This window comes from Paenibacillus sp. FSL k6-2145, assembly GCF_037976585.1.
GTDB lineage: Bacteria > Bacillota > Bacilli > Paenibacillales > Paenibacillaceae > Paenibacillus.
Window position 1 is genome coordinate 2,314,253 of sequence record NZ_CP150267.1, and the last position, 24,248, is coordinate 2,338,500.

Annotated in this window: 25 protein-coding genes and 1 other RNA gene; all 26 read left to right on the plus strand. The window is 46.3% G+C overall.

The window, feature by feature from the left end; genetic code table 11:
- Nucleotides 1–1,545: a 2,3-bisphosphoglycerate-independent phosphoglycerate mutase gene (gpmI, locus tag NZ043_RS10240; protein ID WP_076333468.1), complete on the plus strand. Its 1,545-nt coding sequence runs from the start codon at nucleotides 1–3 to the stop codon at nucleotides 1,543–1,545.
- 241 nt (nucleotides 1,546–1,786) lie between these two features.
- Nucleotides 1,787–3,073 carry a phosphopyruvate hydratase gene (eno, locus tag NZ043_RS10245; RefSeq protein ID WP_076291983.1) on the plus strand — a complete coding sequence of 429 codons (1,287 nt, stop codon included), beginning with the start codon at nucleotides 1,787–1,789 and terminating at the stop codon, nucleotides 3,071–3,073.
- Nucleotides 3,074–3,283: 210 nt separating this feature from the next.
- Nucleotides 3,284–3,517: a preprotein translocase subunit SecG gene (gene secG / locus NZ043_RS10250; RefSeq protein ID WP_062837740.1), complete on the plus strand. Its 234-nt coding sequence runs from the start codon at nucleotides 3,284–3,286 to the stop codon at nucleotides 3,515–3,517.
- Nucleotides 3,518–4,079: 562 nt separating this feature from the next.
- Entirely contained in the window at nucleotides 4,080–6,869 is a 2,790-nt protein-coding gene (gene rnr, locus NZ043_RS10255) for a ribonuclease R (RefSeq protein WP_133387291.1), read from the plus strand.
- 260 nt (nucleotides 6,870–7,129) lie between these two features.
- Nucleotides 7,130–7,612: an SsrA-binding protein SmpB gene (gene smpB, locus NZ043_RS10260; RefSeq protein WP_036674736.1), complete on the plus strand. Its 483-nt coding sequence runs from the start codon at nucleotides 7,130–7,132 to the stop codon at nucleotides 7,610–7,612.
- 564 nt (nucleotides 7,613–8,176) lie between these two features.
- Nucleotides 8,177–8,541: a transfer-messenger RNA gene (ssrA, locus tag NZ043_RS10265) on the plus strand.
- Between the two features lie 805 nt (nucleotides 8,542–9,346).
- Entirely contained in the window at nucleotides 9,347–9,649 is a 303-nt protein-coding gene (locus NZ043_RS10270) for an RNHCP domain-containing protein (RefSeq protein ID WP_082763030.1), read from the plus strand.
- Between the two features lie 415 nt (nucleotides 9,650–10,064).
- Nucleotides 10,065–10,262 (plus strand): hypothetical protein, encoded by a 198-nt coding sequence (locus NZ043_RS10275; RefSeq protein WP_133387290.1) that lies wholly within the window; start codon nucleotides 10,065–10,067, stop codon nucleotides 10,260–10,262.
- A complete protein-coding gene (locus NZ043_RS10280; RefSeq protein ID WP_240768319.1) occupies nucleotides 10,255–10,434 on the plus strand; it encodes a dephospho-CoA kinase in 180 nt (59 codons plus the stop codon). Before NZ043_RS10275 ends, NZ043_RS10280 begins: the two co-directional genes overlap by 8 nt.
- 146 nt (nucleotides 10,435–10,580) lie before the next feature.
- Nucleotides 10,581–10,826 carry a hypothetical protein gene (locus tag NZ043_RS10285; RefSeq protein ID WP_339311649.1) on the plus strand — a complete coding sequence of 82 codons (246 nt, stop codon included), beginning with the start codon at nucleotides 10,581–10,583 and terminating at the stop codon, nucleotides 10,824–10,826.
- A 62-nt stretch (nucleotides 10,827–10,888) separates the two neighbouring features.
- Nucleotides 10,889–11,596 carry a uracil-DNA glycosylase gene (locus NZ043_RS10290; protein ID WP_133387289.1) on the plus strand — a complete coding sequence of 236 codons (708 nt, stop codon included), beginning with the start codon at nucleotides 10,889–10,891 and terminating at the stop codon, nucleotides 11,594–11,596.
- A 107-nt stretch (nucleotides 11,597–11,703) separates the two neighbouring features.
- Entirely contained in the window at nucleotides 11,704–12,066 is a 363-nt protein-coding gene (locus NZ043_RS10295; protein WP_133387288.1) for a hypothetical protein, read from the plus strand.
- 635 nt (nucleotides 12,067–12,701) lie between these two features.
- Complete coding sequence (locus NZ043_RS10300) at nucleotides 12,702–14,750, plus strand: sensor histidine kinase (protein ID WP_339311651.1); 2,049 nt, start codon at nucleotides 12,702–12,704, stop codon at nucleotides 14,748–14,750.
- Nucleotides 14,741–16,492 carry a response regulator gene (locus NZ043_RS10305; RefSeq protein ID WP_339311653.1) on the plus strand — a complete coding sequence of 584 codons (1,752 nt, stop codon included), beginning with the start codon at nucleotides 14,741–14,743 and terminating at the stop codon, nucleotides 16,490–16,492. Before NZ043_RS10300 ends, NZ043_RS10305 begins: the two co-directional genes overlap by 10 nt.
- Nucleotides 16,493–16,683: 191 nt before the next feature.
- Nucleotides 16,684–17,997, plus strand: coding sequence for an extracellular solute-binding protein (locus tag NZ043_RS10310; RefSeq protein WP_339311655.1), 1,314 nt, complete (start codon nucleotides 16,684–16,686; stop codon nucleotides 17,995–17,997).
- Nucleotides 17,998–18,211: 214 nt separating this feature from the next.
- Nucleotides 18,212–19,081, plus strand: a complete 870-nt coding sequence (locus NZ043_RS10315) for a sugar ABC transporter permease (RefSeq protein ID WP_133387284.1) — start codon at nucleotides 18,212–18,214, stop codon at nucleotides 19,079–19,081.
- Between the two features lie 15 nt (nucleotides 19,082–19,096).
- A complete protein-coding gene (locus tag NZ043_RS10320; protein ID WP_206105826.1) occupies nucleotides 19,097–19,972 on the plus strand; it encodes a carbohydrate ABC transporter permease in 876 nt (291 codons plus the stop codon).
- A 187-nt stretch (nucleotides 19,973–20,159) separates the two neighbouring features.
- Nucleotides 20,160–20,771 carry a polysaccharide deacetylase family protein gene (locus NZ043_RS10325; RefSeq protein ID WP_339311659.1) on the plus strand — a complete coding sequence of 204 codons (612 nt, stop codon included), beginning with the start codon at nucleotides 20,160–20,162 and terminating at the stop codon, nucleotides 20,769–20,771.
- The gene (locus tag NZ043_RS10330) at nucleotides 20,768–20,962 is read left to right on the plus strand and encodes a hypothetical protein (RefSeq protein WP_206105825.1); all 195 of its coding nucleotides are present in this window, start codon (nucleotides 20,768–20,770) and stop codon (nucleotides 20,960–20,962) included. The genes NZ043_RS10325 and NZ043_RS10330 overlap by 4 nt, the downstream gene beginning before the upstream one ends.
- An 85-nt stretch (nucleotides 20,963–21,047) precedes the next feature.
- Nucleotides 21,048–21,389, plus strand: a complete 342-nt coding sequence (locus NZ043_RS10335) for a hypothetical protein (RefSeq protein ID WP_133387282.1) — start codon at nucleotides 21,048–21,050, stop codon at nucleotides 21,387–21,389.
- A 210-nt stretch (nucleotides 21,390–21,599) separates the two neighbouring features.
- Nucleotides 21,600–22,160, plus strand: a complete 561-nt coding sequence (locus NZ043_RS10340) for a hypothetical protein (protein ID WP_133387281.1) — start codon at nucleotides 21,600–21,602, stop codon at nucleotides 22,158–22,160.
- A gap of 34 nt (nucleotides 22,161–22,194) precedes the next feature.
- Nucleotides 22,195–22,446, plus strand: a complete 252-nt coding sequence (locus NZ043_RS10345; protein WP_133387280.1) for a hypothetical protein — start codon at nucleotides 22,195–22,197, stop codon at nucleotides 22,444–22,446.
- 47 nt (nucleotides 22,447–22,493) lie between these two features.
- Nucleotides 22,494–22,727 carry a hypothetical protein gene (locus tag NZ043_RS10350; protein WP_133387279.1) on the plus strand — a complete coding sequence of 78 codons (234 nt, stop codon included), beginning with the start codon at nucleotides 22,494–22,496 and terminating at the stop codon, nucleotides 22,725–22,727.
- A 669-nt stretch (nucleotides 22,728–23,396) separates the two neighbouring features.
- Entirely contained in the window at nucleotides 23,397–23,735 is a 339-nt protein-coding gene (locus NZ043_RS10355) for a sigma factor-like helix-turn-helix DNA-binding protein (protein ID WP_133387278.1), read from the plus strand.
- Nucleotides 23,687–23,902, plus strand: a complete 216-nt coding sequence (locus tag NZ043_RS10360) for a helix-turn-helix domain-containing protein (RefSeq protein ID WP_133387277.1) — start codon at nucleotides 23,687–23,689, stop codon at nucleotides 23,900–23,902. The genes NZ043_RS10355 and NZ043_RS10360 overlap by 49 nt, the downstream gene beginning before the upstream one ends.
- Before the next feature lie 33 nt (nucleotides 23,903–23,935).
- Nucleotides 23,936–24,187, plus strand: coding sequence for a hypothetical protein (locus NZ043_RS10365; RefSeq protein ID WP_133387276.1), 252 nt, complete (start codon nucleotides 23,936–23,938; stop codon nucleotides 24,185–24,187).
- The last annotated feature ends 61 nt before the right edge of the window (nucleotides 24,188–24,248 follow it).

Below are 24,248 nucleotides of genomic sequence, written 5' to 3' on the forward strand. Positions count from 1 at the left end.
ATGACAGCTCCAAAACCTGTAGCACTGATCATCATGGATGGCTTTGGTCTGCGTAACACGGTGGAAGGCAATGCGGTAGCGCAAGCCAAGAAACCGAACTACGACCGTTTCATGAGCCAATTCCCACATACAACGCTCACTGCTTGCGGTGAAGCTGTAGGTTTGCCAGAAGGGCAAATGGGAAATTCCGAGGTGGGTCACCTGAACATTGGTGCCGGCCGGATCGTATACCAGGATTTGACCCGTATCTCCAAATCCATTCGTGACGGCGAGTTCTATGACAATGAAACACTTGTCAAAGCTGTTCGCGAAGCGAAACAAAGCGGCAAAAAGCTTCATCTCTACGGTTTGTTGTCCGATGGCGGCGTACATAGTCACATCGACCACCTGTTTGCTATGCTGGATCTGGCCAAAAAAGAAGGAATGAATGATGTATATATTCATGCCTTCATGGATGGCCGTGATGTTATGCCAGACAGTGGTAAAGACTTCATGCAGAAACTGATCGCTAAGATTGAAGAAGTCGGTGTAGGTAAAATCGCAACGGTTCAAGGTCGCTATTACGCGATGGACCGTGACAAACGTTGGGAACGGGTTGAGAAATCATACCGCGCCATCGTTTATGGAGATGGACCAAAATACACTGACCCACTCAAAGCGGTTGAAGAATCGTATGAGAAGTCCGTATTTGATGAATTCGTTGAACCAACGGTTATCGTCAAAGCGGATGGTGAGCCGGTAGGTTTGGTAGAGAGCGGCGATTCCGTTATCTTCCTCAACTTCCGTCCTGACCGTGCGATCCAGTTGTCGCAAGTATTCACCAACCAGGATTTCCGCGGTTTCGATCGTGGTCCGAAGTTCCCTGTAGGCTTGCACTTTGTATGCTTGACTTTGTTCAGTGAGACTGTTGAAGGTTATGTGGCTTATTCGCCGAAGAACCTCGACAACACTCTGGGTGAAGTTCTGGTACAAAACAATAAAAAACAACTGCGTATTGCAGAAACTGAGAAATACCCGCACGTTACCTTCTTCTTCAGCGGCGGTCGTGATGTGGAGCTTCCGGGCGAAACTCGCGTACTGATCAACTCACCAAAAGTTGCAACGTATGATCTGCAACCAGAGATGAGCGCGTATGAAGTGGCTGACGCATGTGTTCGCGAGATCGAAGCAGACAAACATGACGCCATCATTCTGAACTTTGCTAACCCTGACATGGTTGGACACTCCGGTATGCTGGAGCCTACCATCAAAGCGGTTGAGGTAACAGATGAGTGCATGGGCCGTGTTGTGGATGCAGTACTTGCCAAAGGCGGCGTTGTACTGATTACTGCGGATCATGGTAACGCGGATATGGTGTTCGATGAGCAAGGACGTCCGTTCACAGCTCATACAACGAATCCAGTTCCATTCATCGTTACGGATGCCAATGTAACCCTGCGTGAAGGCGGAATCCTGGCAGATATCGCGCCAACGATCCTTGACCTGATGCAATTGCCTAAACCGGAAGAAATGACAGGTACATCCGTCATCGCTACCCGTAAATAAGTTACGCAACAACATATATGAAATTGGGAAGTTTGGAGTTTACCCCCGAACGAAGGAAGCAGAAATTGTCCGAAGAAGCAAAGCGTTCGCCTTTATCACATGATTCCAACTTATGAAAATAAGTTCAAAGGAATCAGGGGATAACAGCGATCAGAGGACGATTCTGCTGACGTAGTGGAAAAGGGAAAACACAAGTGGTCCTAATTTATAATAAATTTAAATTTAAAGGAGATTATCACAAATGACTATTATTTCTGACGTGTACGCTCGCGAAGTCCTCGACTCCCGCGGTAACCCTACAGTAGAAGTTGAAGTATACCTGGAGTCCGGCGCAATCGGACGCGCAATCGTTCCATCTGGTGCATCCACTGGTGCCCACGAAGCAGTTGAGCTTCGCGATGGTGACAAATCCCGTTACCTCGGTAAAGGCGTTCTGCAAGCTGTTAAAAACGTAAACGAAACAATCGCTCCAGAAGTTATCGGTATGGATGCATTGGATCAACTGGGTATCGACAAATTGATGATCACTTTGGATGGTACGCCAAACAAAGGTAAACTGGGTGCTAACGCAATTCTGGCTGTATCCATGGCAGTAGCTCGCGCAGCTGCTGACGCTCTGGACCTGCCATTGTACGTTTACCTGGGCGGATTCAACGCTAAAGCATTGCCAGTTCCAATGATGAACATCATCAACGGTGGTGAGCATGCTGACAACAACATCGACGTTCAAGAGTTCATGGTTCTTCCAGTTGGAGCACCAAGCTTCAAAGAAGCTCTTCGCGTAGGGGCAGAAATCTTCCACAACCTGAAATCTGTATTGAGCTCCAAAGGCTTGAACACAGCTGTAGGTGACGAAGGTGGTTTCGCACCAAACCTTGGTTCGAACGAAGAAGCAATCACTACAATCATCGAAGCTATTGAAAAAGCTGGTTACAAACCAGGTGTTGACGTATTCTTGGGTATGGACGTTGCTTCCACTGAGTTCTACAAAGATGGTAAGTACACACTTGCTGGCGAAGGTAAATCTTACACTTCCGCTGAGTATGTTGACCTTCTGGCTTCATGGGTTGAGAAATACCCAATCATCACAATCGAAGACGGTATGTCCGAAGATGACTGGGATGGTTGGAAATTGCTCACTGAGAAATTGGGAGACAAAGTTCAACTCGTTGGTGATGACCTGTTCGTAACAAACACTGAGCGTCTGGGCAGAGGTATCGAAGAAGGTATCGGTAACTCCATCCTGATCAAAGTTAACCAAATCGGTACATTGACTGAAACATTTGATGCAATCGAAATGGCTAAACGTGCAGGATACACAGCTGTAATCTCTCACCGTTCGGGTGAGTCCGAAGACAGCACAATCGCTGATATCGCTGTTGCAACAAACGCTGGCCAAATCAAAACGGGTGCTCCTTCCCGTACAGACCGTATCGCGAAGTACAACCAATTGCTCCGCATTGAGGATCAACTGGGTGAATTGGCTCAATACAATGGTCTTAAAGGATTCTACAACCTTAAAAAATAAGCTGGATATCCAGCTTTTACAGGCAAGCCGGGTAACCGGCTTGTCTTTTTTATTGCAACGAAGTAATGGGATACGTAATGATCACGCAGATGGTGAAATTTAGGGCATTGTATAAACTGTACTACTTGTAGTACAACCATAGCTATGTTACAATTAAAGTAACTGTTTTTATGGTGAGATGTATGCCCACATGGGTAGGAGGTGGAAAGAATGGATATTGCTTTGAAATTGCTGCTCGTTGTTTTCTCGATCGGTCTAATCACTGTAGTATTGCTGCAGCACGGGAAAAGCGCTGGTTTGGCGGGTGCCATCTCCGGTGGTGCGGAACATCTTTTCGGTAAAACGAAAGCGCGCGGATTGGATCTCTTCCTGCAACGTGCAACGGTGGTACTGGGTGCAGGATTTATGATTTTGTCTATTATTGTTACGGTGGTTTCCAAGTAAGAATTGGAACTGCTGTTCAATGAATAGCTCTAAGCTAATGGCTTAATTGATAAACCTTCGTTTCGTGTAGAAACGGGGGTTTTTTAATAAATTCTTACGCGTCCAAACTTTTCCAACAATCTAATCTATAGACTCCATGATTTTCGGTCTTCTTCTCACTTCTGGTCGGTTTTCCTTCCTTAACATGCAACACACCCCTATCATGTATGGTATGTCCCTCGCTTATTCGTTACGCGAACTCACTCCCTATAATGAATGTCATGTGTACAGAAAATTTTCGGATGTAGTCCTTTGCCAGATGCGTACAGCACGTGTATCGCATAAAATGTCTGTAGAGATACGTGAAAGCGTGATTTTAAAGGAGCGTCCGGCAACTGTGGTTTTTTTGCGAGGTACGGATGGGCCGGATTGAATTCGTGTATACTAGGGTATGAGATAGTATGGTTGCACTACTACGCTCTTCACAACAGTGAAATTGCATTGCATGAAAATGGTAATAATTCCGATACATAAAGAGATGAGACTTGCTTACACTTTTATGTTTCCCGAGGTGAATATACTAATGATAACAGAACAACAACTGCTCGACTTCATGCGGGAAACCGCTTATAAACCTATGACTTATCAGGAGTTGGAACAGCACTTCGCTATTGAAGATGCAGCTGATTTCAAAGCCTTTTTGATTATGCTTAATACGCTGGAGGAATCCGGTAAAGTTTTGCTGACCCGTAACAATCGTTATGGCATGCCAGAGCGAATGGATTTGGTACGTGGACGTTTACAGGCTCACGCCAAAGGTTTCGCTTTCCTTATCCCTGAGGATCGGGAGCACCCGGATGTGTACATTCACGCCAATGACATGAAGAGTGCGATGAATGGTGACACGGTACTGGTTAAAGTCACATCTCAAGGACCTTCTGGCGGTCGCCTGGAGGGTGAGATCGTTCGTATTGTTACTCGTGCTGTGACACAAGTCGTGGGTGTATTCCAAAGCCATGAGGTGTACGGATTTGTCATTCCGGATGACAAACGGATTAATCGCGATATTTTCATCCCGCGTACCAATTTTGCTGGGGCGGTTGATGGACAGAAGGTCGTAGCAAAAATCGTCAGCTATCCGGAGGGCCGTGCGGCAGCCGAAGGTGAAGTGATCGAGATTCTCGGTCATAAGGATGAGCCGGGTATTGATATTTTGTCCGTCATTCGCAAGCATCAGCTGCCTGAAGCTTTCCCCGATGAAGTGGTAGAAGAGGCGGAGAAAGCACCAGACTCCATCACGGATGAAGAGATTGTACAGCAGGGTCGCCGTGATCTGCGCGGACTTAACATTGTCACGATTGATGGCGAAGATGCCAAGGATCTGGATGATGCTGTTAACGTAGAGAAGCTGCCTAACGGTAACTATCGCCTGGGTGTTCATATTGCCGACGTTGGCTATTATGTACAGGAGAATTCCAAGCTTGATCAGGAAGCCTACAACCGTGGATGCAGTGTGTATCTGGTGGATCGGGTTATTCCGATGTTGCCACAACGTCTGTCCAATGGGATCTGTAGTTTGAACCCGCAGGTAGATCGCCTGACCCTGTCTTGTGAGATGGAGTTTAACGACCAGATGAAGGTTGTAAAACATGACATTTTCACGAGTGTGATCAAAACCAAAGAGCGGATGACATATTCCAACGTCCGTAAAATCCTTGAAGGTGAAGAGCCGGAATTGCTCGAGCGATATAAGGATCTGGTTGATGATTTCCATCTGATGAAAGAGATCGCCTTGAAGCTACGTGCTATGCGTATGCGCCGTGGTGCGGTTGACTTTGATTTTGAAGAATCCAAAATCATTGTGGACGCAGAATGCAAACCGGTAGATATCGTAAAACGGGAGCGTTCGATTGCAGAGCAAATCATTGAGGAATTCATGTTGGCAGCGAACGAAACAGTGGCAGAGCATTTCCACTGGTTGAAGGTTCCTTTCATTTATCGTGTGCACGAAGACCCGGACCAGGAAAAACTGCAAAATTTCCTCGCCTTTGCGGCGAATTTTGGACACCAGGTCAAAGGACGTGGCAATGCGATTCATCCACGGGCGCTTCAATCGTTGCTTGAGGATATCAAAGAAACAAAAGAACAAACCGTTATTAGTACGATGATGCTCCGTTCCATGAAACAGGCGAAGTATGATTCTGAAATGTCAGGTCACTTTGGCCTCGCGGCAGAATTCTATAGTCACTTTACGTCTCCAATTCGTCGTTATCCCGACCTCGTCATTCACCGGGTGATTCGCGAAGTTATTGAAAATAATGGTGCTTTGCCGGAGAATCGTCAGGAGTATTTGGCAGCACGTATGGCTGATATTGCGCAGCAGTCTTCGGAACGTGAACGTGTGGCGGTAGAAGCTGAGCGGGATACGGAGAAAATGAAGAAAGCTGAGTACATGCTCGATAAGGTAGGCGAAGAGTTCGAAGGTATGATCAGCAGTGTGACCAGCTTTGGTATGTTCATTGAACTGGAGAACACCGTTGAAGGTCTGATTCGCCTGAGCGCGCTGACGGACGACTATTACCATTTTGACGATCAGCATATGGCTCTGATTGGTGAACGCACCTCAAAAGTCTTCCGCATCGGTGATGAAGTGAAGATCCGTGTAGCACGTGTAAGCATGGAAGAGTATACGATTGATTTTGAAATGGTGGATATGAAACCTCGCGCTGAACGTCCTGGCGGATTTGGTGGCGGACGTGGCGGTAAAGGTGGACGTCCTAGTAGCGGCGGCGGACGCGGCGGTGCCAAGGGTGGACCCGGTGGATTCAGCGGTTCACGTGGCGGCAAAGGCAGTTCGACAGGTGCTGGAGCCAGCCGTGGTGGCAGATCAACGGAAGAAAGCAGCAAAGGTGGACGTGGCGGTCGCAGTGGAGCAGCGAGTGCAGGCGCAGGCTCATCCGGTGGCTACGCAGGTAAAGGCGGCGGCAAGCCTAAAGGTGAGCGTCGTGCTGGTGATGCTGGCGGATCAACTGGCCGGGGCAAAGGCGCGGTGAGCTTTGGTTTTGGCTCAGGTAAAGGCGGTTATAGCTCTACATCGGGTGGATCGGATACTAGTTCAACCGGTGGACAAGGAAGTGGCCTGAACAGCGGCAGCGGTCGCGGTGAAGGAAGCTTTAAGTCCGGCAAGGGTGGCGGTAAAGGTGGCAAAGGCGGAAGTGGACGCAAAAACACTTCGCCGAGCGGCGTATTTATTGGAGAGAATGCAACTCCTGGTGGCGCTCAGGAAGGCGGAGCACCACGACGCAAGCGGAAGAAGAGCAAAGGTGCAGCTGGTAACGGCACGGCAGCTTTTGTACGGAAAAAGAAAAAATAAAGCTAACGTAACTTGAAGAGATGGATTATAATTCGTTCCTCCAGGTTAAGCGTTGGAGAAAATAGTCACTTCAGCCGGTGTGTTGTTTCGCACAGTCTGAAAGTGGTGTAATGAGGAGGGGCGGCAGAGGTCGCCTCTTTCTTGATTTTAACAGCCGTACTTGCTACAATTAGGGTCTGGCACGTGGTACCTTGGTGCAACATCGGGTGCGCTGCTATAGAGCATGGTACCGGCTTATTTTACGGAGAAGGAGTGAGGACATGGGCAAGAATGATGGACAGAGTAAAGTGCTCGCACAGAATAAAAAGGCTTCCCATGACTACTTCATTGAAGATACGTATGAAGCGGGCATGGTGCTTACCGGAACGGAGATCAAATCTCTTCGTAACGGCCGTGCGAATATTGGTGATGCATTTGCCACGATTCGAAACGGTGAGATTCATATTCACAATATGCATATTAGTCCTTTTGAACAAGGGAACCGAAATAATCCGCTCGATCCGACACGTACGCGCAAGTTGTTGATGCATAAAGTGCAGATTCACAAGCTGCTCGGGTTATCGAAACAGGATGGGTACAGCATTGTGCCACTGAAAATCTATATCCGGAACGGTTACGCTAAGCTGTTGCTTGGACTGGGTAAAGGTAAGAAGCAATACGACAAACGTGAAACTGCCGCGAAGCGCGATGCTCAACGTGATATCCAACGGGTACTGCGCGAGAAGCAGAAGGTTGCGCGTTAAGTGGAGCGCTAGGCGTAAAGGCTTTACTTTAGGTGTATAAAAGATTGATGTACGAGTTAAGGAGTCTCAAGGTTTGTCCTGCAATGGGCAAGATTGAGGCTTTTTTATTTTTAGTGGAAAGGGGATGTGATGTGAGTTGCTGAAGTGAGCAGTGAGCTGATTTTTGTTGATGTGTGACTAAGAAAACAGCTAGGAGCCTGGTTCTAAGTGAAGTGGTGAATCTAAATTATCAGCTGTTGCGTAAGTTGACTAAATCGTGGGTAAGATACTTAGGTGCAGTTGTTCGTGATCCAATCTGGGTAAACTTTACTTCCGATTGGTGACGCGGTATAATATGTAGACGATTGAGCCTGTTGTATTGGATAACCTTGTACACATGCTCAGCCTGCTGGAATGTCTTCCAGCAATCTATACTATTTCGGTGACGTGTCCTGTGTTATGATTACTCATGTAGCAGACAGGAATGCCGAGTTTGAAAGAAGCATCTTTTTACCTTGGAGGAAAAAGATGTGCAGCACCTTTGCTCCGTATTCACGGATTAATCCTGGAGCCCTTCTTCATTGAGGGGGCGTTTATGGATTCGACGGGGATAGTTCGAGCATGGGTAGCGGGTAGTGGGGACGCGTCCGCTTTATCAACGCTAAAGCCTATTAAACGGCAAACAACAAACAAACTACGCTTTCGCAGCCTAAGAAACTGTGTGCGTGCTTCTACCCTGCATCGCCCATGTGACAGGGATAGGGGCTAACTAGTAGTGGGATACGCTGTCACATCTCCGCCTGGGATGTGCTGAAGAAGACAATCAGGCTGACCCAACGTATAGCCGGTTACGGGGCGATACTCGGGTGACATCAAAACTGTGACTACACCCGTAGAAGCTTATGTGCCGTTATCTTCGGACAGGGGTTCGACTCCCCTCGCCTCCATTAGTAGTATCAGTGACAGCCACCATTCGGTGGCTGTTTTTGCATGTTTGGATATGTGGTGGTAGGGTAAAGCGCTTTGGCTCTAGGGCTTCGGGGTTCTCTGACGTCAATTACGATATATCTCTGATGATGTACATGGCGGTACCCTCTGTAAGTATCAGTTTTGATGTCACCTTAGGTTGCCCCCGCAACTGGCTTCTACTTAGTTCAGCTTATTATTTTCTTCTGTTCACCTCAGGCATAGAGGAGATAGCGTATCACCTAGCTAGCAGAAAAAAACGATTTTTGAAGTTTCATAGTATCCTGTTAAGTATACCGCTGTGATTGTAGGAGATAAAGTAGGCTAATTAATGTTGAAACGGTCGTGGATTTGGACAAGAATGGTGCGGTTGATGTGATGGCTTATAGTCTGTTTAAATATTCACTAAGAATATATTTTGTTATAATTAAATATGGGACTAACTATTATCTCAAAGAAATGGAGTCTAATTATATGCACTTACTGGATAAAAGCCAACGTGTTCTTTTAGGGGACGAATGCCTTTGTCAGTGATTAGAGGTGAACACTTACTAGTGGAAGGTGGAGTAAGTCCGTCTTACAGTGGTTGATACAAAACTTGAAAATCAATCGTGGTCCGGATCAAAAGATGAAAGATGCTTTTGTGAAGTAGGAACTAGAAGTAATCGTTTTGCAAAACAAGACGGTGAATTTGTCACTTCCCTTTAAAAGCCTGAAACTATCTTGTGATAGGAAAACTAAACGGAACCCTTTCTTCAGATGAAATAATTCATCTTGGAGGAAGATACGTTGAGTAGAAAAACTGAAAATACAAGTTTCCGTTGTGAAAACTGTCATGCATATGTTGAACCATTAACAAACGGAAGCTTTAGAAATCATTGTCCAATTTGCTTATTTTCTAAGCACCTAGACAATAGACCAGGCGATCGTTTAAGTAGTTGTAAAGGATTAATGAAGCCCATTCAACTCGAATATTCTAGTAAAAAAGGATATCAAATTGTACATGAATGTACATCTTGCAAAAAAATGCAGCGTAATAAAATCGCTGTTGATACGAAACAAGAAGACGATATTTTAAGCTTCATGGCATAAAATCTTCCATATTAGAGTATTAGATGATGGTTAGTCCCACCCCTTTTAGATTCAGAACTGAAAGGGGTATTTCTACTGGAAATCTGTTGACCTGGATAGTGAGACAGGCAAGTGTAAGTATCAACGGTAAATCGCAACGGGGTGATACAACGACAGCTGATCCACGCAGTGAGAATTTTAACTGAGTGAAGGAGTAGTTATTTTGGATCCGTACTTGAAAGAAGCGGGTTCTAACTTTATTGAGGGAAAATATGATGGAAACCTTCATATCTACAAAGAAACCACCAATGGTCAGTGGGAGGAAGTTATACCGCAATAGTTTGCTACAGCTTCAATCCACCACTAACCAGTGTTCTGGTTGGTGGTTTTTCTGTTTATGATATAATAAACAGAAATTTAGATTGGGGGACTCAAGATGTTTGAAAATCGAGAACAGCTCCAAGAAATTTTAAAAAAAGCAAATCAACATGCACGGAAACAAGCTAAAGAATCAGGTGCCTCTATTTATTATATAAAGAACAACAAACGCGTTCGTGAGGATGCTGCCGGTAATAAATTCGAAATTACATTTGATGCTACTGGAAAACGGCAGGAGTTTAAATATCATGAGTGAAATCAGACCAGTCATGACTGTGTTTGCGGGTACAAATGGAGCAGGGAAAAGTACACTCAGCATGCAAATGAGAGAGTGGCTTGGTGAACTTGTTGATCCAGATCAAATTGCAAGAGAGTTGAAGCCAGAGAATCCACGCAGTGCTGACCTGTCTGCTGGCAGGAAGCTGTAAAAAGAATCCGATCACTCATTAAAAGTGGTGTAAACTTCGCTATTGAAACGACATTGTCCGGATCATTTGTTTTAAAACATATGGAAATAGCAAAAGAAAACAATTATGAAATTGTCGTTTATTATATCGGTCTTGAGGATGTTCAGATGCATATAGATCGTGTAGCCTCTCGTGTTGAACAAGGTGGACATTGGATTGCAGAAGAAGACATTCGTTATCGATATGGCCAGTCATTGAAGAACCTTAAACCGGCTCTAGCCATCGCAGATCAGGTTATCATCATTGATAATACATACGAGCCTTTAATTGTTGCAGAAATCATACAGAGTAAATTGATCTATTGTGTTGAGTCCATACCTGCTTGGGCTAATCCTGTTCTTGTGGGTTACTGATACTCGGCTGTGCTGATGCAAGCCCAATATACTCTGTAATCTTCCAAAGGAGGCAAAAAAGCATGAGCCAAACGCAGCAACAGATCCGCGAGTTTGTTGCAGGGGTGCAAGCATATGTCTCGCCAGTAAATGTGATTAATCCTTGGAGAGATTATGTGACGGGCTATGATATCGGCCCCGAAGCGGTGGAGATTCGTTCTGAACATTTGGTCAGGTATTTGGAACCAAGAATATCCAAGGCTCGGTACATTTTTATTGCTGAAGCCGTGGGCTATCAAGGGGCGAGGTTCTCCGGCGTACCTTTGACGTCCGAGCGAATGGTTACCGGGAATCACTCGCTGGTGAATCACCAGATGATTTTTGCAGGTGAGCCGGGTGTTCGAACAAGCCTGCCCAATATCGTCAAATCTAACCGAAGTCAGGCACTGTATGGTTTCGCAGAACCGACAGCATCTATTATATGGGGTGAAGTGTTATCCAGTTCAAGGTGGAAACCAACGGACTTTATATTTTGGAACATCTATCCCTTTCATCCTTATCACTCTTCTGAAAACAGGATGACGAATCGAACACCGACTTTGGCAGAGTTGGAGGATGGTTTGCCATTTGCCAGACAGCTTATGCAACTGAATCCTGATGCTCAGATCGTGGCTATTGGCAGAAAGTCAGCAGACACGTTAAGCTCCCATCTCATTAAACATCACCATGTTCCTCATCCTGCAAATGGAAGGGCAGTACAATTCCAAAAAGCAGTAAGGTCAATGATCTAGCCCATTTTGAACTGGAGGAGTGTAAGGCTGAGATATGAACTCTTATCGTCTAAGTGTCCGCACATAACGTAATGCCCTATCATATAAAGATTGGTTGGTGAAGCTAAATGAGTGAAAAATACTGGCTTGTGGTGCAATATCCACTGAAGAGCGCGCAGGGCAGCAAACGAGATCATTGGTTGAAGGAAAAGGTGATGGAATATCTGGAAACCGTTCTGACCCAGGCGGATTTGGGGGAGGTCGATGGATGTGATCTGGGTAGCCGTGTGGCTGATCCAAAGGAATATGTAATGAACATTTTCTGTGTGGTAACGGACGAGGATCGGAGCATAGCGCTAATTAAAAAAGTGCTCAGAGAGAGTCGGCTGGATTACACCCGCATCCAAATCGCTACGATGCCATATGGCACAGAAGGAAGCTACACGCTAAAATATACCTCCAAAAAAGGAGTTACCGAATTCTCGCTTTGATCACGATTCGCTGTATCCTACCATAACTAACTCTGTGCTTGTCCTGCCCGAGGGCAGGATGCCCCGACATTTTCCCCACACTTAAATTCATCATACGAGAAGACCATGAATGGACTTCCCAACCTTAATCACTCGATCAACACTCTGTGAGTAGTAAGAATTATGCCCGTAGATACTGTAATCCTGCTCAAAAGTATGACATATCAAGGTAGACGTTTATCATCGTCTTTTGTTTATTCAGATCCTCCGCCTCTCCCCCGCATCACTCTCCATCCGGCACAAACCACAACTTATTATCTGTACCTCCAAAATTTTATAAAGCAGTACTCCTAGCGGCTCCAATTACGGGGGCCCCTACCTGCAGCATTTACAGCAATCGTCTTCCCAAAGCCTCATTCTACTTCACTCAGTCAAGCCATCCGTAAGCGATAAAAAGAGTTGAGCCTCCTCCATACACCGTCCTATAATATACAATTGTATAAAATCCGAGAGAGTGGTGGATATCACAACAGGTCATCCGATCCCAACCGATAAACCCATCACACATCGGAACCAAAGGAGGGTCACATTGAATCAAAGAGCAAAAGATGCAACAACAGATGCAGGAGTAGTGACAGAAGGAGATGAAAATAGAGGTGAAAGCAACAGCCCAATCAGATATTGAGACCGATGCAGAAGTAAACGCAAATGCAAAAGCGAACACCAGTGCAATGAAGAAGAATTGGACTCCCCGTTTCAGAGAGTTCATTCAACGCAAGCCCAAGACACTCGCCTTTAAAATCCCGTTTGCCTACTTTGTCATTATTCTGCTAACGGTGGCGTTCAGTGCATTGGTGTTGAATCGAATCTCGGAAAGTGATGCGCAGCGAAAGATCAATGAAGCATCATTGCAGACGATTACATCCATTGAGACCAACGTTAATCTGATGATCGAGAACGTGAACAATTATTCGAAAATGATTTTCTCCGATCCGAACTTGCAGAACCTGCTGCGGCAGGGCAATGTGTACTCCAATTTACAGACACAGTCCAAGGTCAGCGCTTATTTGACCAATCTTATGCAAGCGGTTCCAATTATCGATTCAGTCTATATTTACGATAATTCGGGACACCGATTCTCGGTCGGTACACAGGAATGGCCCACGTTTATGGAAGCGAATGTGAAGGAAGCGCCGTGGTACGAACAGGCACTGAAGCACAACGGACGATATCTGCTCAGGCTGAATGGTGGGAACAACGATAGCGGAGTATCGGCGACGGGGGAGAATGATGGACAAGAGGTGGTCTCGTTTATTCGCCTCATTCGGGATCTGGATGATACGTCTCCGCTTGGATTTTTGGTCATGAACATCAAGGGCAAATCCATCGCTCAGGCCTATGCCAACCTGTCTGCACCGGATACATTTCAGGTGGCCATCCTGGATGAGCATCAGCGGGTGATCGCAACCAACGCTACCGATGGAAAGAAGGCTGTGCCTGCTGTATCCGACGAACCCATGTCAGCGGCTTCTGGACAGGAAGGGATGCACGAGATGTTAGAGGCCAATCGGGCCAAGTTAGCACAAACATTTCAAGAGCAATCCTCCGGCTTCATCACCTTGCAATCGGGTGGTCAGGAATATGCGGTGACCTATCGTTCGGCTGGTGATGATCAGTGGAAATTCATCAGCATGAGCCCATACCAGGCTACAGATACCCGTAATAAATCCATGGTGCTGCTTGCACTAATATTACTCGCAGTGAACGGGACTGTCTTTTTCATCAGTTCGTTCATCATCTCGCGCAGCGTCATTAAGCCGATTCACAAGTTGCTTCGTTCCATGCAGAAAGCGCCAAGCGGCAACTTCCGCAAAGTGACGGTTGAGCTAAACAGCTATGAGTTCGCACAGCTATATGGAGGATACAACCAGATGATTGAGCAGATTGACCAGATGCTAAAACGCATCATTCAGGAGCAGCAGACGATCCGCCGAGCAGAGCTGAATACACTTCAGGCGCAGATCAAGCCGCATTTTCTATACAACACCCTTGATTCCATTACCTCCCTGGCGATGTCGGGTATGAACGATAAGGTATGTGAGCTGTTAGAAGCGCTTGGAAGTTACTATCGGCTGAGTGTCAGCAAAGGCCGTGAACTGATTACGCTGCACGAGGAGGTTGAGATTGTACGCAATTATCTGACGATCCAGCAGGTGCGATACCCCGGTGTATTTGAGGTGCAGTACGATATCGAGTCAGGCTGTGAACGGGTGATGATTCCCAAGCTGGTGCTCCAGCCGCTGGTGGAAAATTCGCTGTATCATGGTATTCGTCCAAAAGGCAGCCCAGGCATGATACACATTCAAGCTCGGCGATCCAAGGAGGGAGTACTTCTAACGATCACTGACGACGGAGTCGGCATGTCCGAGGAAGACGTGCAACAGGTTAAACGCACAGAAATGAACAGGTTTAACCGCTCGAACCCATCTAACCCATCTAACCCATCTAACCCATCTAACTCATCTAATCCTTCTAATCCTACCTTTAACTCTAAACACAATCCAAGCTTTGGCTTATGGGGGACGATGGAGCGGCTTCGCATTTTTTATGACAGAGAAGATGGACTCAAGCTGCAGAGCGAGGTTGGAAAAGGAACAACCATTATCATAACGATCCCGAAGGGAGCCGATGAATCATGGAATTAACTGTGGAACCATTAAAGGTATTGATTGTGGATGACGAGTACCTCATCCGAAATCTGCTGCGCATGCGTATCGATTGGGAGCAGCAAGGCATGACCATCATTGGCGAGGCCTCCGATGCTGAAGAGGCTTTGGATCAGGTTGAGCTGTTGCGTCCGGACATCGTGTTCACGGACATATACATGCCAAAGATGGACGGCATTGAACTGAGCGGCATTCTCATGGAGCGTTACCCAAACATAAAAATCGTGGTTGTGACGGGACATGATGAATTTGAATATGCTCGTCAGAGTGTGAAGCTGGGTATATCCGATTTTATTTTGAAACCCATTCGTGCTTCTGAGTTATTACAGGTTACGGTGAAGCTGCGAGCGGCAATCGAGCAGGAGATCGGGCGCGAGTACGAGCTGAAGAAGCTGCGGGAGGAAATGAAGCAGAGCTTGCCTTATCTCAGGGAGCGATTTGTGAATCAATGGTTAAGTGAAGTGATGCCTGAGGATGAACTACAAGAGAAGGCGCGATTCTTTGGCATTCCCATCTCTTCAGGTAAACCAGGTTTGCGCATCGCAGTCATGGAGGTGGAGGTTGCTGTACCGCAAGCGAAGATAGCTGCACCAGAGGTATATCCACATCTATCCGAACCATATTACCAAACACACAAAGCCCAACGAGGGCTTCAACAACAACAACACGATCAACCCCATTTAAGCCAGCATCAGACAGAAGCCCATCAACAACCCGCTGAGGAAATACATATTCTGCTGCGAATGGTAGGCATGAAGCAGGTGCAGGCTTTTTATCCGGAGGATTCGCAAACGATTATCGTCATGGACCCACATAACCGGATAGTTTTGCTCTCTCTTGGTGCAGATACGGAATTTGCCGTTCAGGTACAGCAGCTTCAGGAAGAACTTCAACATACGCTTAAGCTCGAAGGGTGTGAAGTTGATGTGACCGTAGGGATTGGGCAATGGCAATCAGGATGGGGAAGGGCCTGTGTGGGATACCGGAAGGCGTGTCGTGCACTCGATTATCAGGCGTTTGTGGGAAAAAATCAGGTCATTTGCTTCGAGGATCTGGTCATCGAAGGCGGGAAAAGGCCCTACCACTCGGATGCTCAGCTGCTCCAACAACTGCAATTTTACGTCAGTGTTGGTGCGGGGGAAGAAGCCGTATTGTTGCTGGAGCGTATGTTGTCTGTGCCGTTCTCGGACGTTTCACAGTTTCGGATGGCAGCCATGGATGTGGTTACGGAGTGCCAGCGTGCTGCCATAGAGCAGCAGATTGAGGGAGAGCACGCATTGAACAAAGAGGCCGTTGCGGCCATTTTTACAGCAGATCATCTGCCCGAACTAAAAAGCATGCTGGAGCAGCATGTCCGCACCGTATCGGATGTCATACAAGCCAAGCGACAGGCCAAGGAAGGCAATCTGATCGACCGGGTGAAGGCTTATCTTGAAGAGAATATGGGCAATGCGGAAGTGGGGCTTTCCAGCACCGCGGCTGCTTTTTACGTAAGTTCGGGCCATCTGGGGCGGCTGATGAAAAAAGAAACCGGGCAGACATTTGTGGAATATCTGACCCAACTCCGCATGAAGAAGGCTGAAATGCTGCTGAGACAGACGGATATGAAAGGATATGAGATTGGGGAGCAGGTAGGCATCCCGGACCCACACTATTTCAGCGTCTTGTTCAAAAAACATATCGGCCGATCCATGAATGAGTATCGGAATGTAAAAACCTGAAAAACGAGAATGCAAAAATGGGGAGTGTGGGGGAGTGCAGAGAAGGTTTGAGCGTAAACTCACTTCCACTTCCAGTTCCACATATGTTCGAATATTACAAATCGATGCCTGTTTTCTAAATGGAGAACAAAGCACAGTTTGCCTAAAATATGGGCTAGAACCAACTAAAACGCATAGGGAGGTCCATAGAGATGAAAGCGCTATTAAAAAAATCAGCAAGTCTAATTCTGACTCTGGGCATTGTAAGCAGTCTGGCGGCATGTTCATCCGGTTCGTCCGGCGGAGCACAGGGGGAAAGTAACGGCAAGATCAAGCTGACGCTGTGGGATCAATCGGTCGGCAATACCGATCCTTCGGCCAAGTTACTGCCCGAGATTGTTGAGAAATGGAACAGCGAGCATCCGGACATTCAGGTTGAACGTACGGGCACGACAGGAGAACAGTACAAAACCAAAGTCAAAACATCGATTGCAGCTGGTGAAGCGCCAGACCTGTTCTATGGCATGGGTGGCGGCAGCTTCATGCAGCCGTACATCAAATCCGGCAATGTGCTGGAAATCTCAAGTTACCTGACGGACGATATCAAAGAACGAATGGGGCCGGGTATGGCGGAGGCCATCAATATGGACGGCAAAATCTACACATTGCCCGTGTATACCCATATCGCCAACCTTTACGTGAATACGGAATTGTTCGAGCAGGCGGGTGCCAAGATTCCGACCACCTATAACGAACTGTTGGATGCAGTCACCAAGCTGAAAGCGGCAGGAATCACCCCGGCTGTGATTGGGGAAAAGGATCGCTGGCCGGGCATGTACTGGTACGACATTATTGCGATGCGTCAGGCAGGTAATGCTGCGGTGATGGAAGCCTTTAAAGATCCGTCAAAGTGGAATTCGCCCGACTTTGTTGCCGCCGCGACCAAAATGCAGCAGCTTGCGCAAGCAGGAGCGTTCAACAGCAGCATGTTCAGCATGAGCTATGACGAGATGCTCGGGGCATTTAATGCAGGCAACGGGGCGATGATGTTCCAGGCCAACTGGGTGAATGCAGGAATTGAGGACCCGTCCTCCGCAGTCAAAGGCAAAGTGAAAGTGATTCCGTTCCCGGTATTTGAGGATGGCAAAGGCACAAATACCGAAATCTTTGGCGGAGCCGTCGATGGTTTCTACATCAACCAGAATACCAAGCATCCGAAGGAAGCCGTGGAATTCCTCATGTATCTGAGTGAGCAGCTTGGTACGCAAGGTTTCCTGGCTGGAGCAGGTCTGCCAAGCTGGAAAACCGATTCACTCGACACGTCCAGCCTGTCCTCCCTTGATCTGTCTGCGGCAGATATTATGAAAACGGCTACCTCATTCATCGCCTGGTGGGATAACATTCTGCCTGCGGAGTCTGCCGAAGCGCACAAAAACCTGATTGCCCAGCTGCTTGCCGGCGATGTAACACCGGAAGAGTTCTGCAAACAGATGGCACAGCTCAAACCAACAGAGCTAAGTCTATAGAAAACAGGTAGGCAGGTATACGTGCGTGCAAGCTTACAAGCTTAAATGCTTACAGGCCCTAGGTCCTTACACTACAAGTCTTTGCAAATTACCTGTGAATATCTTACGCATAGACCTTGTGAGCTTGCAATGCTACCGCTTCTAACCATGAAGATGAACCCAAACAAGGCGTGGTCCGGAATATCCCGGTCACGCCTTTGAGAGGAGAACAACAATGAACTCTGTATTTTCCAATAAAGGCACGATAGCCGTCTTTGTACTGCCCACACTGCTTCTGTTCTGCGGCATTGTGCTTGTTCCCATCTTTGTCTCCAGTTATTACAGTCTGCTGGACTGGAACGGCGTAGGCAGGGGGACATTTATCGGCCTGGACAACTATGTAGAGATGTTTAAGGACACCCGGGTGCTGAATTCGATCAAAAACTCCCTGTTATTCGCGGGAGCTTCGGTGTTCATTCAATTGCCGATCTCGCTGGTGCTCGCACTGATTCTGGCGTCCAACGTCAAGGGGGAGGGCTTCTACCGGACCGTGTATTTCATCCCGGTGTTGATCTCCACGGTGGTTATTGCGCAGTTGTGGTCGAAAATCTACAATGCCGATTACGGTCTGCTGAACGTGCTGCTGCAGAATATCGGCTTATCCCATTGGGCGCAAGATTGGCTCGGTCAGAAGCATACGGCACTTGCGGCTTCTTTTATCCCCACCCTCTGGCAGTACGTGGGGTATCATATGCTGCTGATGTATGCAGGAGCGAAGTCCGTGTCTCAGGATGTGCTCGAAGCTGCTCGAATGGATGGTGCTTCCCGTATTCGCACGGCGTGGTCCATCATGATCCCGCTGATGAAGCCGATTCTGAAGGTAAGCCTTGTTTTTTCCGTCATCGGTGCGTTCAAGGTGTTTGACCTGATCTATGTGCTGACGGGAGGCGGACCGTTCTACACCACTGAAGTGCCGAGCACACTGATGTACGCTACCATTTTTGATACGTTCCGGTACGGATATGGCAGTGCGATCTCGGTCTTTATCATTGTGGAGTGTCTGGTGTGTACGATCCTCATTAATTCATTGTTCAAAACGGAGTAGAGGGAGGCATAAGGCATGAGTACCGTAGAAGTCATGTTGCAAAAAAAGCCCAAGCCGAGGTCCATCTCCGGACCGATCGGGAAAGTGTTCCTGCAAGCGTTTCTGATCCTCGTTGCGATTGTGCAGATCTACCCGCTCATCTGGCTGGCGCTGTTTTCCCTGAAGGATAACAGTGAAATCTTCAGCGGTGATGTGGCCGGGTTACCCAAAGCGTTTTTGTGGAGCAACTACACCAAAGCAATGTCCGACGGCCATGTGCTGACCTATTTTATGAATAGTGTGTTGGTTACTGCGGCCTCCATTGTCTTGGTACTGATCTTGTCCTCCATGACGGGATACGCAATCACGAGAATGAACTGGAAGCTCAGCGGGTTCACGATGACACTTATTTTGCTGGGCATGATGGTGCCGATTCATGCGGCGCTGCTGCCATTGTTTATTATTTTGAAGAATCTGAGCCTGCTCAACAGCTACTGGTCTCTGATCATTCCCTATGTGGCATTTGGCATTCCGATGGCGGTATTCATTCTAGGCAGCTTTTTCAAAGGTATCCCGAGAGAGATGGAGGAGTCGGCGGTTATCGACGGCTGCGGCATATACCGGACGTTTTTCTCCATTATCCTGCCGCTTGTGCGTCCGGCCATATCAACTGTAGCGATCTTCACATTTCTGTCTTGCTGGAACGAGCTGATGTTTGCGGTCACGTTTATCAATAACACGGCTTACCAGACATTGACGGTGGGCATGATGTCGATGGTGGGAACGTACATTACGCAATGGGGCATCATTGGTGCGGGACTGATGATTACGACGGTGCCAACGGTAGTCATCTATCTGCTGTTGAACAAACAGGTGCAGAAGAGCATGATCGCAGGTGCGATCAAAGGTTAGCTGGAGGCTGGACTGGAGGGCGTGGCGGTAGAAGGGATTGCTGCTTGCTCGCTGTGCTCTCTTTCTGGTAGATATCTTCTTGATTCGGGATTTCGCAAGGTGTGATCTCTGGACTGGACCGCGGCCTATGGACATGGAATAATAAGGGTGATGTAGCCAGTCAGTTGCAGAGAGGGGTCATTATAGTATGGTCAATATCGAGATGGTAGTGCAGGAGTCTGTTCGGGAAAAGGTTGTGGCGTTCACGTTTGATGATGGGCCGCATCCGGTGTACACACCTCAAGTGCTTGAGATATTCCGCCGTGCGGGTGGGCAGGCAACGTTTTTCATGATTGGCCAAGAGATGGAGACTCACCCGGAGATTGCGGCGGAGGTGCACCGTGAAGGGCATGAGATCGCCAACCATACGTACACGCATCCGGACCTGACCAAGCTGACGCTGGAGGAAGCCGGGGAGGAGCTGCAACGCGCAGAACGTCTTGTTCAAGAAGTTACGGGGTTTGGCGTAAACGATGATATACTGTCTCTGGCAGCGGAGCGTGGATATCGTACGATTGGTGCGGTGAACGGTGATGCGAAGGATTGGGACAATCCCGGTGTTGAACACATTCTGGAGCATACCCGGTCTGCGGTGAAACCTGGCAGCGTGCTCATATTCCATGACGGGTACGGGGATCGTTCCCAGACGGTGGAGGCAGTTCGTGTGCTGGTGGATGAGCTGGTCGCGGAAGGGTACCGTTTGGTGACGGTGAGTGAGTTGTTGGAAATAGCTGACGGCGTTTTGACGGGGGGACTTTGATTGTTACGGATATCCCCGTACAGAAATGTGGATGCGAGGAAGAAATTCACCTCGCGGATGGCGCGTTAATGGCAGGCTATGCACGATTGCTGGCTTCACACAAGATTGTTGGCAACGTCACCGTCTCATTAATGGATTTGGAAAAGAACTTCTCTATGCAGGATTTCTTTCCCAAAAGCGCCACTTTGTAATTAGTCAATTTTTATAGGATGAAATAGGGATGCTGCTATATGCAGCATCCCTTTTTTTGTTCCTAAAAACAGGGAGGAAATAGATATGATCAAAAAAGTTTCGATTCGCCTTTGCCAAAGCTTTATTTTTGGCGGGTTAGCCATTGTTGATGTTGCTGGCGAAGAGATCTGTATTGACTTTGATGTAGCCACAGGTGGTCCTGAATTGATTGTGCTTGTGGGTGGACGTGGAAAAGCAAATAAAGTTGAAGAGTCTGTTGCCGCTCACTTTGAAGAAGAGCTCCTAGAGCTCTTAACAAACATAACGTGCTGCAACGAATCGGCGACTATCTCATTTCCGCTTAAAAAGTCAAACAGGGGAGGTTCTATAGATATGGATTCCAATTGGTTATATCGTTTATGCCTTAACTGGAGATGGACTTGTTGATATTGATGTTGTTCCGCTTGTACCAGTCAACGTGATGGAGCTATCAACCGCGGAATTGTTCATTTGGTCTTCATTGATCAACGAACAGTTACAGGACCGTGGCTTTCATCGTGAGGATATGGTTTTATTCGCTGCCGGCCGAAGCTATCGCGGAATACTCCCCGTTGGCACTACCATCGGTCAAGGCTTTCGGATTGGAGCGTGAGCCACATGAATATTCGTTACATCGCCTTCAAATGGCATGTGGATGCCAGGATTGATGCAGTTAAACCTATCATTGAGCAGCTCACCTTCCGCCCAAAAGGACAGAATAACTGGGTTAGGAAGATTAACGAACATACGTTGGAAATTGAACATCGCGTTCGGATGAGCGATCAGGAAAGGTCCTATTTTTGGATACGGTTTTCCCATCCTTCTGGCAATACAGATAAGACGGCACTAACCCGCGCGCTGTCAGAATGTTTTTTCGCAATGAATGGTCATTTCAAAACATATGTAAATTGGCTGCAAGTAGCCTTTGATAGGGATAAGATACGCTCCGTTTTAGGTTATACAGAAAAAACATCAAACATATGGACTAAAACTGTTGATAAGCAACTCGGTTTTACCGTGTATCCCATTCAGGATTACTATCTATTTGAAGTCAAAAACCTGGATATCCGGAAAACAATTAAACATCAACAATACGCCGTATGGATCGATGAAATTACATATAACTTAACGGGGAAAGAGCAGCCAGACGATCAAATAGGATTCGAACTGGTTGGATAGTTATTTAAACAAAAGTTGCGAGGAGGAATCTGTAATGACAACCGAACTATCTGACGCACAACATGGCAATATCCTAACTTATGTAGCGGCATTGCCTGGAGATATTGGCCAAAATATCTTGTTGTGCGTTGAAAAATGGGTGAACGGAGAGCAGGCTTTCGGGTACCCCCACCCGGTGCAGGTATGTAGTAATGTTCAAGCCATGCACAGCCGCCAGCCGATTCTAACAGATCAGCAGTGTCTGGATTTACAGATCTTAAAAATGCATTTAGGCCAAGCAGTCTAGACGCTCAATCTGGTGAACATATAAAAATCATTATTGGAGGGTTACAGATGAAAAATGTAGCTGAATATAAAGGACAATTGATTGTGGCCATTTCTGGATTAAACGGGGTTGAACTTGCCAAGGGTAGAGTCGTTGCTACGGCTGGATCCGACAGGATTTTTGTTTTACAAGAATCCGGACAAGAAGTACCTGTGACGGTTCATGAGAACACTATGATAGTTGGAGGCGCTGGAGCAACAGAAAGCTGCACAGGAGATGAAGCCTGTACCCAAGACTTATAGAAAAAAGAGACCTTCTTTCTGGTCCAACTCTTCTTCTCATAAAACCAAGCTATTAAAACAAACCTCATCCAAACAAATGAAGCGTTGCTCCGATGCAATGGTACCGGAAAAACTCGCTATAAGCATATTCAGAATGGTGTTTGTTTTATGTGCAAAGGCAGCGGGAAAGTAAGAACGTACCGAAGCAAGGCTTCATATGACGGTAGGTTTCGCTTGAATAGCATTATTCAGTTCATGCACGCCGTGGCAGTCCACAGCCTTTTGGGTCCTAAGAGTCGTTACCGTTGACGCGGTAAGGCTCTTTTTTCTATATGGCCGAACCCAATCTCCATATAAATAGGTTGGCGCCTGATGGTGAGTTATTTATAACTAAATTTCACAAATTTTAAGGGTATATTCAACCAACCGATTGCATGGATAATAGCGCGCAGGAGCAATCCTAGGCTTTCGGTTCTTATTGATACTTACCTTCATTTCTGTTCAATTTCGAAGAAACGGATCAGTTTAAAATACAGAGCTAGATTTAAATAGCTTGATTATAAATAGAAGCCAAAAAACGATAAAAATGTTATAATAAAATAGAACAAATGTTCCTGTTTAGTTTGTAAAATATTTCTTTGTTTTCCCTACATATGTAGAAAGTATATTTAGAAAGGAGTGGTTTTCGAGTTGGAAAATCAGCAAACAGTATACGAGCGATATAGGAAAGAGATTTATCGAATTGGTTGGAGAGTGCAGTATAGAGCAAAAAAAATAAAATATCGTGAGTTACCAATTTTTGAAGATGAGTCAATAAAGGGGGATTTTACGTCATTCTCTGAAAACAAAATTATGGCAGAACAACTCATTAGCTCTCTACCAGATATAGGGAATGATGTACTAAGTAAGATTTATTTAGAGGGTTACACAGAATCTGAAGTTGCTCTTAAACTAAACATTAGTCAGCAGGCGGTGAATAAATGGAAGAGAAAAATGTTGAACCTATTATCTCAGAAAATCAGTTCATAGAATTGTTGACTGCTGCAAAAAACAACGAGCCCGCAGCGATTTTGGAATTATTGAATTTATTTAATCCTGATATACAAAAATTAAGTCGATATATTTATCTACCACCAGAAGATGCTGCTTCAGAAATTATTACTGAGTTCCTTGAGTTTATTAAAAATGAAAGGTAGCTTATTTGTGATTAGGAGAGGAGGGAAGATCTTGTGGAAACAATTTCTCTTGAGAATTTAGGTGCTTTGATTGGGACGGTTGGATTTCCAAGTTTAATTGCTATTATTCTACTAAGAAGTGTCCTTGGGAATTTTAATCAAAGATTAGATGATTTAGATAAAAGATTAATACAACTTAATAAGTCAATTTTACTGGTAGATAAAACTTTAAATAAACTATCTAAAAATGATCTATCGGTGGTGAGAGAATTTGAGACAAATTCTTCGGATACTCAAAAAAAATGAATATTTAATAAAAAGAAGAAGATCATAAACGAGAGTTTCCGTTTATGATCTTCTTCTTAGT